Raw genomic sequence first — 12925 nt, forward strand, 5'->3', positions numbered from 1 at the left:
GGAAAATGTTATTTCTGTAGTGATTTTTTATTTTTTTGTTTAGAAAACGCTTTCAATTAGCAATATTTATGTTATACTAATCACATAAAGTATAACACATAGGTGAGGAGTGCTTCTTATGACAACGAATATTGCAATTAATGGAATGGGCAGAATAGGTCGAATGGCCTTAAGAATTGCTTTGAAAAATAAAAATTTAAATGTGGTAGCAATTAATGCGAGCTATCCACCTGAAACAATAGCGCATTTAATTAATTATGATACAACTCATGGTACATATGATTTAAAAGTAGAACCAACGGATCACGGCATTAAAGTAGATGAGCATGAAATTAAATTACTTGCTGACCGTAATCCTGAAAATCTACCATGGAAGTTGTTAGATATCGATATTGTTATTGAAGCTACTGGTAAATTTAATCACGGTGATAAAGCAAGTGCACATTTAACTGCTGGGGCTAAAAAGGTGTTATTGACAGGTCCATCAAAAGGTGGAGATGTTCAAATGATCGTTAAAGGCGTGAATAATAACGATCTTGATATTGAACAATATGATATTTTCAGTAATGCTTCTTGTACAACGAATTGCATTGGCCCTGTGGCGAAAGTACTTAATGATAAATTTGGTATTGTAAATGGTCTAATGACAACTGTACATGCAATTACTAATGATCAAAATAATATTGATAACCCACATAAAGATTTAAGAAGAGCACGTTCCTGTAATGAAAGCATAATACCTACATCAACTGGCGCTGCCAAAGCATTAAAAGAAGTAATGCCAGAATTAGATGGTAAATTGCATGGTATGGCTTTAAGAGTACCAACTAAAAATGTATCGTTAGTAGATTTGGTCGTTGATTTAGAAACTGATGTTACAGTAGATGACATAAATCAAGCATTTAAAGAAAACGACTTGCAAGGTGTATTAGCTACAGAAGATGCACCATTAGTGTCAGTTGATTTTAATACAAATCCACATTCAGCTGTTATCGATACTCAAAGCACTTTAGTAATGGGGGATAAAAAAGTTAAGGTGATTGCTTGGTACGACAATGAGTGGGGTTATTCAAATCGTGTCGTTGAAATAGCAGCTCAAATTGGTGAATCATTGAAAGAAAATTCGAAGGTAGTTTCAAGTTAATTCGTAAATATTAGATAAAGATAAAAATAAATGCCAAACCCAGAAGGGATTGGCATTTATTTTTATTTGCTAGTATAAACTAGATAATAATAAGGATTCTTTTGTATCATATTATTTTATAGTATAATAAGGCGTAATCTACAAAAGAGGGTGAAAGTACCATGAAATGTCCGAAATGTAGCGCGACGCATTCCCGTGTTGTTGATTCTAGACATGCGGATGAAGTAAATGCGATTCGCCGAAGAAGAGAATGTGAACAATGTGGTACAAGATATACCACATTTGAACATATAGAAAAACGTCCACTTATAGTGGTGAAAAAAGATGGCACACGTGAACAGTTTCTACGTGAAAAAATTTTAAATGGTTTAGTACGGTCGTGCGAAAAAAGACCAGTGCGATACGAACAATTAGAAGAGATAACAAATAGTGTTGAATGGCAATTACGTGATATAGGACAAGCTGAAGTTTCGTCGAGAGAAATCGGTGAATATGTGATGAATTTATTGATGCATGTAGATCAAGTTTCCTATGTTAGATTTGCATCAGTATATAAAGAGTTTAAAGATGTCGATCAATTATTGCAATCTATGCAAGGTATCTTATCTGAAAATAAACGGAGTGATTCATAAATGGGGTTACAATCTGCTAAATTTGGGCTGAGACCACAAGATGATTTTCAAGTTAAACGAGACTTTCAGCTAACAAACCATAATTTAGCTATTTTAAATCGTTTATTTACGCCATTAGTTGGCTCAAGTGCAATTGGGCTTTTGCATTATTTAAACCAATTTGTTGAGTCAACATCTAATCAAGTAAACACACATTACATTATTATGAGTGAATTGAAAATTAATTTAAAAGAGTTTAGACAACAAATGGATATTTTAGAGGGCATTGGTTTAGTAAAAAGCTTTGTAAAACATGAAGATAACACTTCATCATTTGTTTATAAATTAGTGCAACCACCTACTGCCCGTCAATTTTTCAGTGATCCAATGTTATCTATCTTTTTGTATAATGAAGTCAGTAAGCAACGTTACCATCAACTAAAATCAGATTTTGAAACATCTACTGCTATAGATTTAACTGAATTCCAAGAAATCACACGCAAGTATACTGATGTGTTCAAATTGCCTAAAGGTAATTTAGTAGAAGATGTAAGTCAAATGCCACAAGAATCTACATATAAAGGTCTGGATTTATCGGCAGTGAATTTTGATTTTGAAACGTTGTACGACCTTCTTCAAACACATTTCATTAGCGAAGAAATAATAACTCAAGAAGCTAAACATTTAATTATTCAATTAGCTACATTATATGGTTTAACACCTGAAGCTATGAAACGTATTATCTTAAAGTCAATTACAAGTGCACAACAGTTATCATTCGAAGATATAAGAAAATATGCGCGCACGTATTATTTAATGGAACATGAACAACATTTACCTTCGCTACAACAAAAAGATCAAATTACAGCGCCGAAACCATCAGCAGAACAAAATGATGATGATAAAAATTGGTTACAACAATTAGAAAATACGAGTCCAATAGAAATGTTAGCATCTTGGTCTAGTTCTGAACCAACTACACAACAAAAAGTAATGGTGGAAGAGTTGGTAGAACGAGAAAAAATGTCATTTGGAGTAATTAACATCTTATTACAATTTGTTATGTTAAAAGAAGATATGAAATTACCTAAAGCATATATATTGGAGATAGCTTCAAATTGGAAAAAATTAGGAATTAGTACTGCAGAACAAGCATATCAACACGCACTAAAAGTAAATCAACCTAAACCAGAGACACGCGTTGCCTCATCACAATCACGATACAAAAAGCACCAATTAGCTTCTAAAGAAATGACTCCAAAATGGTTGTTGGAGCGAGAACAACAAGCATCGACTGAAAGTGATGATAATAATAAAAAGGTAGATAATGATAATAATGAAGAGGAAGATCAAGAAAGAGCTGCTTTCTTACAACATTTAAAAGAGAGATGGGGGGAAGATGACGAATGAAACGTTTCGATCAAATAATGGGTGACTCTAATCAGTTGTTTAAACGTATTGCAAAAATTAAACATGATGTAGTAAATGATCATGATGTTAAACAATTTTTAGAACAACATCAGGCTGAATTAACCAATGCGATGATTGATGAGGATTTAAATGTGCTACAAGAATATAAGGACCAACAAAAGCACTATGATGGTCATAGTTTTAACGACTGCCCGAACTTCGTTAAAGGTCACGTTCCAAAATTGTATATAGAGAATCAACATATTAAAATTCGTTATTTGCCTTGTCCTTGTAAAGTTAAACATGACGAAGAAAAATACAACGCTCAGTTAATTACTTCACATCATATGCAACGTGATACATTAAATGCAAAATTAAAAGATATTTATTTAAAAGGTAAACGATTAGAAGTCGCACGTGCAGCAGATGATATTTGTAACGCGATTGCAAATCAAGATGCTAATATCAAGGGCATGTATTTACATGGTGAATTTGGGACAGGTAAATCATTTATTTTGGGGGCAATTGCCAACCAACTTAAAACGAAAAAAATACCATCAACTATTATTTATTTGCCTGAATTTATTCGCACTCTGAAAAGTGGTTTTAAAGATGGCACATTTGAAACAAAGCTAGCTAAAGTGCGAGAAGCTAATATTTTAATGTTAGACGACATAGGTGCTGAAGAAATTACACCGTGGGTACGTGATGAAATTATTGGACCGATTTTACATTATCGTATGGTCCAAGAGTTACCAACGTTCTTTAGTTCTAATTATAACTTCAAAGAATTACAACATCATTTATCAGTGACCCGTGATGGTACAGAACTTACAAAAGCTGCTCGTATCATGGAGCGAATTAAGACATTAGCTACACCTTACTATTTAGATGGCGAGAATTATAGAGATGTTTGAAATTTACAGTAAATGTTGTATAATGTAAGTAAATCTAAATCAAAATAATACAAAATGAGGACATGATAATTAAATCACTAATATACAGCAAGTCATTAGTTGATGAGAATATGACTATTATATTTAGTTATTACTCCCTCCTAGATAGTGTTTGTAATGAACACTCGGCTCAAGACCGTTATCTTATGTAGAGTTAACATATTGTTGTCAGACATATATGTTGAATTAGGGTGGTACCACGAAGACCTCGTCCCTTATTGGGATGGGGTCTTTTTCTATTGTTTTATTTTGATTAAGAACTTGAATTTTTAATGGAGGGTAAATAAACATGGATCAAATAAATATTCAATTTCCAGATGGTAATAATAAAGCGTTTGATAAAGGAACAACAACTGAAGACATCGCACAATCAATTAGTCCAGGACTTAGAAAAAAAGCTGTAGCGGGTAAATTCAATAATACATTAGTGGATTTAACGCGTCCGTTAGAAACTGATGGTGACATTGAAATAGTGACACCTGGTAGTGAAGAAGCGTTAGAAGTGCTACGCCATTCAACAGCTCACTTAATGGCACAAGCACTTAAACGACTATACGGAGATGTGAAATTTGGTGTAGGTCCTGTAATAGATGGTGGATTCTACTACGATTTTGATATGGAACAATCTATATCTTCGGATGACTTCGAACAAATTGAAAAAACAATGAAACAAATTGTTAATGAAAACTTCCCGATTGAACGTAAAGTCGTTTCACGCCAAGAAGCTCAAACGTTTTTCGCAGATGATCCATATAAACTAGAATTAATTGATGCGATTCCAGAAGATGAATCAGTAACATTATATAGTCAAGGTGAATTTACTGATTTATGTCGTGGTGTACATGTACCATCAACTGCAAAAATTAAAGAATTCAAATTGCTATCAACTGCTGGTGCGTATTGGCGTGGTGACAGCAACAACAAAATGTTGCAACGTATTTATGGTACAGCCTTTTTCGATAAAAAAGATTTAAAAGCACATTTACAAATGCTAGAAGAGCGTAAAGAACGTGACCATCGTCGAATTGGTAAGGATTTAGAACTTTTCTCAAACAATCCATTAGTAGGTGCTGGTTTACCATTATGGTTACCAAATGGCGCAACTATTCGTCGTGAAATTGAACGTTATATTGTCGACAAAGAAGTAAGTATGGGTTATGACCATGTCTATACACCAGTGATGGCGAATGTTGACTTATATAAAACATCTGGCCACTGGGACCACTATCAAGAAGATATGTTCCCAACGATGAAATTAGATGAGCAAGAAGAAATGGTTTTAAGACCAATGAACTGTCCACACCATATGATGATTTATGCCAACAAACCGCATTCTTATCGTGAATTACCTATACGTATTGCAGAATTAGGTACAATGCATCGTTATGAATCTAGTGGTGCGGTTTCAGGTTTACAACGTGTGCGTGGTATGACTTTAAATGATGCACATATCTTTGTGAGACCTGACCAAATCAAAGAGGAATTTAAACGAGTAGTAAATTTAATTATGGAAGTTTATGAAGATTTCGGCTTTGAAAATTATAACTTTAGATTAAGCTATAGAGATCCAGCCGATAAAGAAAAGTATTTTGACGATGATGAAATGTGGAATACTGCGGAAAATATGTTGAAAGAAGCAGTGGATGAATTAGGATTAGATTATGTTGAAGCTATAGGTGAAGCTGCATTCTACGGTCCTAAATTAGACGTTCAAGTTCAAACTGCAATGGGCAAAGAAGAAACTCTATCAACTGCACAATTAGACTTCTTACTACCACAAAAATTTGATTTAACATATATTGGTAATGACGGTGAACAACATAGACCAGTAGTTATTCATAGAGGTGTAGTATCAACAATGGAACGCTTTGTTGCTTTCCTAACTGAAGAAACAAAAGGCGCATTCCCAACATGGTTAGCACCTAAGCAAGTTGAAATCATTCCAGTCAATGTAGACTTACATTATGATTATGCACGAAGCTTACAAGATGAGCTAAAATCACAAGGTGTAAGAGTAGAGATTGATGATCGAAATGAAAAAATGGGTTACAAAATTAGAGAAGCACAAATGCAAAAAATTCCATATCAACTCGTAGTTGGAGACAAAGAAGTAGAGAATAACGAAGTGAATGTACGCAAATACGGATCACAAGATCAAGAAACTATTGAACGTGATGACTTCATTTGGAGCTTAATTGATGAAATCAGACTTAAAAAAGCAAGATAGTATTGAAACAGTTTGAGAAATCATGTATATTGAGTGTTAGTGAAATAAATGAATAAAAAAATTGAGTTAGAGGTTGCGTTTTTAATTAGTAACTGTTCAAGTGTTTGATGGAACAATTGTTGAGCAAGTGAAAGGTAAAAATGCCGAAATAAATAATAACCATTAGTATTATTTATTGGGCCAGTTATCGAAAGGAACTGGACTGTCACACATGTGAAGTGCTACCTATATATATGATAAAAAAGGTTGCATATCAAATGGGTATGTAACCTTTTTATATTACATGATTCAACAGTTACAATGGGGAATGAACTGGATGTAATGAAGGAGTAATTATAAAGTCATATCAGTGTAAACCTCTAAGCATTTCAGAAAGGAAGCTTATATGGGAAATAATACGAATCAAAATGGCGGTGTACAAAGAGGACTTAAAGATCGTCATATTTCAATGATTGCAATTGGTGGTTGTATCGGTACTGGATTGTTTATGACTTCTGGTGGTGCAATTCATGATGCTGGTGCACTTGGAGCGTTATTAGCATTTGCAATTATCGGTGCAATGGTTTTCTTCTTAATGACATCATTGGGAGAGATGGCTACATATTTACCAGTGTCAGGTTCATTTAGTACCTATGCTACTCGCTTTGTAGATCCATCTTTGGGATTTGCATTAGGTTGGAATTATTGGTTTAACTGGGTTATTACCGTTGCAGCAGATGTGACAATCGCGGCACAAGTTGTTCAATATTGGTCACCATTACAAGGGCTGCCAGCATGGGGATGGAGTTGTCTATTCCTAATTATAATTTTTGGACTTAATGCATTATCTGTTAGAGTATATGGTGAAAGTGAATATTGGTTTGCTTTAATAAAAGTAGTCACTGTAATTATTTTTATTGTCATAGGACTGTTAACAATAGTTGGTATTATGGGCGGCAAATTTGTAGGATTCGAAACATTCACAGCTGGAGAAGGACCAATTTTAGGTGATGGTTTCAGCGGTAGCTTGTTGACTATTCTAGGTGTGTTTTTAGTTGCTGGATTCTCATTCCAAGGAACAGAATTAATTGGGATAACAGCAGGTGAATCAGAAAATCCTGAACGTGCAGTACCAAAAGCGATTAAACAAGTCTTTTGGAGAATTTTATTGTTTTACATTTTAGCTATTTTTGTAATTGGAATGTTGATTCCATACAACAGTGATGCTTTAATGGGTGGCGATACTAGTGTTGCGACTTCTCCGTTTACACTTGTATTCCAAAATGCAGGGTTAGCATTTGCGGCATCATTTATGAATGCAGTTATTTTAACATCTGTATTATCTGCCGGTAATTCCGGTATGTACGCTTCAACACGTATGTTATATTCTATGAGTAAAGATAAACTAGCATTTCCTATTTTTGGCAAAACAAATAAATATGGTGTGCCATACATGTCATTGTTAGTAACAGCACTTATAGTTATTGCTATATTCTTATTACAACATATTAGTGGCGATGCTTATGAATATATCGTGGCAGCGAGTGGTATGACTGGATTTATAGCTTGGGTTGGAATAGCAGTCAGTCATTATCGCTTTAGAAAAGCGTTTGATAAACAAAATTATGATAAATCTAAATTAAAATATAAAGCGAAACTCTTCCCATTTGGGCCAATATTCGCAGGCGTTTTATGTGTGCTTGTTATTGTAGGACAGGATGTTGATTTCATTAAAACAGGTGATTTTAATTTAAATCGTTTTGTCATCACATACATGGGTATTCCAGTATTTTTAGCATTCTTTATTTATCACAAATTACGCTATAAAACAAAAATGATTCCATTAGATAAAGTAAACTTAAGCCAAGATGTTGATATGAAATCAACTGAAAATAAATAATAAAAACTATTGACTATTGTCGTGGTTACTGGTAATATTAGTAACGTTGAATACGAAACGTACCAAGAAGAAGCTCCCGCTTCTCACCTGTAGCGACGCAACAAGCTGTTGGCAGGTCAATAATACATGCAAAGACATGTGTGAAGCAGAGCGGGTATCTTGTATACTCGCTCTGTTTTTGCTTGGGATAATTTCGTAAAAATCTTGGAGGTGTCAACCATAGCTAAAGATCAGACTCAAGTTAATGAAAAGATTCGCGCAAAAGAATTACGATTAATCGGTCAAGATGGTGAACAAATTGGTGTTAAAGCCAAAAATGAAGCACTTGAAATGGCTGATAGAGTTGGTTTAGATGTAGTCGTAGTTGCTCCTAACGCTAAACCACCTGTTGCAAGAATTATGGATTACGGAAAGTATAAATTCGAACAACAGAAAAAAGAAAAAGAAATGAAAAAGAAACAAAAAACGATTAATGTAAAAGAAATTCGTTTAAGCCCAACTATTGAAGAACATGACTTCCAAACTAAATTAAAGAATGGTCGTAAGTTCTTATCAAAAGGCGACAAATGTAAAGTTTCTATTCGTTTTAGAGGTCGTGCAATTACGCATAAAGAAATTGGTCAACGTCAATTAGAAAAATTTGCAGAAGAATGTAAAGATATTGCTACTGTTGAGCAAAGACCTAAAATGGAAGGGCGTCAAATGTTTATCATGTTAACGCCAATTGCTGAAAAATAATTTTTGAAAACACAGGAGGAATTGTATCATGCCTAAAATGAAAACACACCGTGGAGCTGCTAAACGTGTTAAAAGAACTGGTTCAGGTCAATTAAAACGTTCAAGAGCTTTCACATCTCACTTATTTGCAAACAAAAATACAAAACAAAAACGCCAATTACGTAAAGCTAGATTAGTACACAAATCAGATATGAAACGTGTAAAACAATTATTAGCGTATAAAAAATAATCGAGCGATTTTAGAGTGAAATTTGACATTAAAAAGATCTAACACAATTTTGAGGAGGAATTTATTATGCCACGAGTAAAAGGTGGAACAGTAACAAGAGCTCGTCGTAAAAAGACGATCAAATTAGCAAAAGGTTACTTTGGTTCAAAACGTACGTTATACAAAGTAGCTAAACAACAAGTAATGAAATCAGGACAATATGCATTCCGGGACCGTCGTCAAAGAAAACGTGATTTCCGTAAATTATGGATTACACGTATTAACGCTGCTGCACGTCAACACGACATTAGTTATTCAAAATTAATGAACGGCTTGAAAAAAGCTGAAATCGACGTTAACCGTAAAATGTTATCTGAAATCGCAATTTCAGACGACAAAGCTTTCGGTGAATTAGTTGCTAAAGCAAAAGAAGCTTTAAAATAATATTTACTAAAAAAGAGATGTGGTATGACTGCATCTCTTTTTTATTTTGAGATGTATCAGAGTTTTGATAAAATAACTGTGAAGTCGTATCTTAAGGAGATTATCATGTCAAAGTTTGATGAAATGATTACAGTAGTACCAAGAACTATATTATTTAATAATGAAAAAAATCAATTTAATGGTTTTCTGTCTAACAATGGCCAAAAAGGCTCAAAAATTTTTGAGACATTGTCACAATATGAAGTGAAACGTCGTGGAGATATGGAAGAAGATCCAACGTACAAACAGTTAATATCGTATTGTTTGTTGCAAAATGAAGAGGGTCAAATTTTGGTTTATGATCGCTTGAGTGGTGGAGGCGAATCACGGTTGCATGGACAATCTTCTATAGGTGTCGGTGGTCATATGAATGATATCGTAGGAGCTGCATCAATAAATGAAGTTTTACGTATCAATGCACAACGTGAGTTAGAAGAAGAAATTGGTTTATCTGAACAAAAAACACAAAATTTACAATACATAGGTTTTATTAATGACGATACAAATGAAGTGGGAGAAGTTCATTTAGGAGTCGTGTTTAAAATAACCGTAGATTCAAAAGATGTTGAAGTTAAGGAGACGGATACATTAAAAATCAAGTGGGTAGAACAAGGTAGTATTGAAAATTATGATGATTTTGAAACTTGGAGTGCATTGATTTTAGAAGCATTACAGTAGAGGTGGATTACATGTCTGATATCATTCCTTTTCCTCGGTCAAAAGATAAATTAATTCGTGATATTAAAATAGCTTATAATCAAGATGATTTAGAGGAAATGTATTCTTTGTTTGATAATTATGAGGAGCATTTTGAATTAGACGAAACATTGTCATTATTGAAGTGTTCAATGTTATATCGTATGAATCATTTTTTAGAATTAAGAGAAGAAGCAATTATATTATTAAAGCAAGGTTTTACGAATTATGATGAATTAGTCATATATTATGTGGAAAGTTTAAATGGCTTAGGTCAATATTTTGAAGCCATCGAGGTCATTGACCAAATCATAGATGAAGTACAAAATCATAAAACACGCATGGAATTATTACCTCTCAAGTCTTATGCACTAAGCCAATTGGAGCAACATAATGCGCAAGTAGCTTCACAATTACAACAATTTGATACTTTAGAGATACGTGACCAAATTAACACTATTTTAACATTGATAGACAATAGTCAATATAGTTATAAAGATACAGTAGCCAGTTTATTGAACAACACTGATATTCGGAATAATGTTATTTCTATAATGTTAGAATATTTACGTTTTGCACAATATGAAGAAGTAGTGCATATTAGCAAATTCAATCAAAATTTATCACTAGTTCCTAAAGACTTACCAGGCTTAGAACACACAACCATGAAACAACAAGTAATACCTGAAGTTGTAAAGTGTTTAGATGATGAAGGTACACAATTACTTGAAGAGGCATTACATGTTATGAATAATCATGCAATATTACTCTACCCAATTGACATCCAAACAATTGGTTCTGTTCCACAGTGGATTAAGGCATATGAAAACTACTTTAAATCCATGTTAGGTATTGTACAACCGCAATCAATAGATGAGGTAAGTGAATTTATTCAACGGTTAGATCAACTAGAGTGATTTAATAGAATTCGGGTAGACAATAACCGTTAACATATTTATGCTAAATTATATAATTAAAATAAAATGCAAAGAACGAAGTTCAACATTTGTGTAGGCACAACACGTGTGATATACTAATGTAGTTGAAAAAATAAAATAGGATAATCATGGAGGTTTTTATACATGACAGCAACTTGGGAAAAAAAAGAAGGTAACGAAGGTGTATTATCAGTTACCGTTCCAGCAGAAAAATTAGACAAAGCTTTAGATCAAGCTTTTAAAAAGATAGTAAAACAAATCAACGTACCTGGTTTCCGTAAAGGAAAAGTACCTCGTCAAATTTTTGAACAACGTTTTGGCGTAGAAGCTTTATATCAAGATGCAGCTGATATTTTATTACCAGAAGCATATGGTGAAGCAATTGACGAAACTGGTATTAAACCAGTAGATCAACCTGAAATTGATGTAACACAAATTGAAAAAGGTAGCGACTTCAAATTCGATGCAACAGTTGTTGTAGAACCAGAAGTTCAATTAGGAGACTATAAAGGTCTAGAAATTGAAAAACAATCTACTGAATTAACTGAAGAAGAAATTCAAGAATCAATTGACCATCAATTAGGTCATTTATCAGAAATGGTTGTTAAAGAAGATGCAGCTATTGAAAATGGCGATACTGTAAACATCGATTTTGATGGTTATGTTGATGGTGAGCAATTCGAAGGTGGCCAAGCTGACGGCTATGACTTAGAAATTGGTTCAGGAATGTTTATTCCAGGATTTGAAGAACAATTAGTTGGTGTGAAAGCTGGAGAAGAAAAAGACGTTACCGTTACATTCCCAGAAGAATATCATGCTGAAGAGTTAGCTGGTAAAGAAGCAACTTTCAAAACTAAAGTTAACGAAGTGAAATACAAAGAAGTTCCAGAATTAACTGATGAAATTGCAAATGAATTAGATTCAGAAGCTAACACAGTTGCAGAATACAAAGAAAACACTCGTAAACGTTTAGCTGAACAAAAAGAAACTGACGCTAAAAATGCACAAAAAGAAGAAGCAATTAACAAAGCTGCGAATAATACAACAGTAGATATTCCAGAAGCTATGGTTAATACAGAGCTAGATCGTATGGTTCAAGAATTCGGTCAACGTATGCAACAACAAGGTCTAAATCTTGAAACTTATTTCCAAATTTCTGGTCAAGACGAATCTCAATTAAGAGAACAAATGAAAGACGATGCTGAAGAACGTGTTAAAACAAACTTAACACTTACTGCTATCGCTGAAGCTGAAAATGTAGAAGTTTCAGATGAAGATATCGATAAAGAATTAGAAAAAATGAGTGAACAATTTAATATCTCAGTTGAAGATATTAAACAAACACTTGGCAATACAGATATCGTAAAAAATGATGTACGTATTCAAAAAGTTATTGACTTATTAGTTGACGAAGCTAAATTAGTAGAACCAACTAAAGAAGACGAAGAAGCATAATACAAGTTTAATAAGTTGAGCAGATTATTAGTTGTATAATATGTAAAGCTGTATAATACAAAATTGTTGAGTAGCAGATGCATTAATTATGATGTATCTGCTTCACTATTATGTGCAAATAACTTGTAGTTTTAACTGTTTGCATATTAAAATGCTATCTAGTATAGTCTTTAGGGAATA

General features: G+C 33.5%; 12 protein-coding genes, 1 riboswitch and 1 other annotated feature. All 12 genes read left to right on the forward strand.

Going from position 1 to position 12925, the window contains the following annotated elements; translation table 11 throughout:
* The first annotated feature begins 118 nt into the window (after positions 1–118).
* The 12 genes from gap to tig all read left to right on the forward strand — a co-directional run bounded on the left by gap (position 119) and on the right by tig (position 12745).
* On the forward strand, positions 119–1144 hold the full coding sequence (gene gap / locus KA845_RS11375; RefSeq protein ID WP_103387823.1) for a type I glyceraldehyde-3-phosphate dehydrogenase: 1026 nt from the start codon (positions 119–121) through the stop codon (positions 1142–1144).
* A 161-nt stretch (positions 1145–1305) separates the two neighbouring features.
* On the forward strand, positions 1306–1776 hold the full coding sequence (nrdR, locus tag KA845_RS11380) for a transcriptional regulator NrdR (protein ID WP_002510256.1): 471 nt from the start codon (positions 1306–1308) through the stop codon (positions 1774–1776).
* Complete coding sequence (locus KA845_RS11385) at positions 1777–3165, forward strand: replicative helicase loading/DNA remodeling protein DnaB (protein ID WP_002510257.1); 1389 nt, start codon at positions 1777–1779, stop codon at positions 3163–3165.
* Positions 3162–4082, forward strand: a complete 921-nt coding sequence (gene dnaI / locus KA845_RS11390) for a primosomal protein DnaI (RefSeq protein ID WP_210128100.1) — start codon at positions 3162–3164, stop codon at positions 4080–4082. The genes KA845_RS11385 and dnaI overlap by 4 nt, the downstream gene beginning before the upstream one ends.
* A gap of 328 nt (positions 4083–4410) precedes the next feature.
* Positions 4411–6348, forward strand: coding sequence for a threonine--tRNA ligase (gene thrS, locus KA845_RS11395; protein ID WP_103387825.1), 1938 nt, complete (start codon positions 4411–4413; stop codon positions 6346–6348).
* 59 nt (positions 6349–6407) lie between these two features.
* Positions 6408–6580: riboswitch (Lysine riboswitch) on the forward strand.
* Between the two features lie 153 nt (positions 6581–6733).
* Entirely contained in the window at positions 6734–8227 is a 1494-nt protein-coding gene (locus KA845_RS11400) for an amino acid permease (RefSeq protein ID WP_002510260.1), read from the forward strand.
* Between the two features lie 58 nt (positions 8228–8285).
* Positions 8286–8412 (forward strand) — a sequence feature (ribosomal protein L20 leader region).
* A 25-nt stretch (positions 8413–8437) separates the two neighbouring features.
* Positions 8438–8965 carry a translation initiation factor IF-3 gene (gene infC, locus KA845_RS11405; RefSeq protein ID WP_002510261.1) on the forward strand — a complete coding sequence of 176 codons (528 nt, stop codon included), beginning with the start codon at positions 8438–8440 and terminating at the stop codon, positions 8963–8965.
* 28 nt (positions 8966–8993) lie between these two features.
* On the forward strand, positions 8994–9194 hold the full coding sequence (rpmI, locus tag KA845_RS11410) for a 50S ribosomal protein L35 (RefSeq protein WP_002510262.1): 201 nt from the start codon (positions 8994–8996) through the stop codon (positions 9192–9194).
* 66 nt (positions 9195–9260) lie between these two features.
* Complete coding sequence (gene rplT / locus KA845_RS11415) at positions 9261–9617, forward strand: 50S ribosomal protein L20 (RefSeq protein ID WP_002510263.1); 357 nt, start codon at positions 9261–9263, stop codon at positions 9615–9617.
* Positions 9618–9722: 105 nt separating this feature from the next.
* Entirely contained in the window at positions 9723–10334 is a 612-nt protein-coding gene (locus tag KA845_RS11420; protein ID WP_107376923.1) for an NUDIX domain-containing protein, read from the forward strand.
* Between the two features lie 11 nt (positions 10335–10345).
* Positions 10346–11269, forward strand: coding sequence for a hypothetical protein (locus KA845_RS11425; RefSeq protein WP_103387827.1), 924 nt, complete (start codon positions 10346–10348; stop codon positions 11267–11269).
* Positions 11270–11434: 165 nt separating this feature from the next.
* Complete coding sequence (gene tig / locus KA845_RS11430) at positions 11435–12745, forward strand: trigger factor (RefSeq protein WP_210128102.1); 1311 nt, start codon at positions 11435–11437, stop codon at positions 12743–12745.
* The last annotated feature ends 180 nt before the right edge of the window (positions 12746–12925 follow it).

It is taken from the genome of Staphylococcus sp. GDX8P114P-2 (genome assembly GCF_017892945.1).
Lineage (GTDB): Bacteria > Bacillota > Bacilli > Staphylococcales > Staphylococcaceae > Staphylococcus > Staphylococcus arlettae.

Bases quoted from the DNA above. Each gene is read 5' to 3' on its own strand.
- gap (WP_103387823.1), top strand. From the start codon at position 119: ATGACAACGAATATTGCAATTAATGGAATGGGCAGAATAGGTCGAATG.
- nrdR (WP_002510256.1), top strand. From the start codon at position 1,306: ATGAAATGTCCGAAATGTAGCGCGACGCATTCCCGTGTTGTTGATTCT.
- KA845_RS11385 (WP_002510257.1), top strand. From the start codon at position 1,777: ATGGGGTTACAATCTGCTAAATTTGGGCTGAGACCACAAGATGATTTT.
- dnaI (WP_210128100.1), top strand. From the start codon at position 3,162: ATGAAACGTTTCGATCAAATAATGGGTGACTCTAATCAGTTGTTTAAA.
- thrS (WP_103387825.1), top strand. From the start codon at position 4,411: ATGGATCAAATAAATATTCAATTTCCAGATGGTAATAATAAAGCGTTT.
- KA845_RS11400 (WP_002510260.1), top strand. From the start codon at position 6,734: ATGGGAAATAATACGAATCAAAATGGCGGTGTACAAAGAGGACTTAAA.
- rpmI (WP_002510262.1), top strand. From the start codon at position 8,994: ATGCCTAAAATGAAAACACACCGTGGAGCTGCTAAACGTGTTAAAAGA.
- rplT (WP_002510263.1), top strand. From the start codon at position 9,261: ATGCCACGAGTAAAAGGTGGAACAGTAACAAGAGCTCGTCGTAAAAAG.
- KA845_RS11420 (WP_107376923.1), top strand. From the start codon at position 9,723: ATGTCAAAGTTTGATGAAATGATTACAGTAGTACCAAGAACTATATTA.
- KA845_RS11425 (WP_103387827.1), top strand. From the start codon at position 10,346: ATGTCTGATATCATTCCTTTTCCTCGGTCAAAAGATAAATTAATTCGT.
- tig (WP_210128102.1), top strand. From the start codon at position 11,435: ATGACAGCAACTTGGGAAAAAAAAGAAGGTAACGAAGGTGTATTATCA.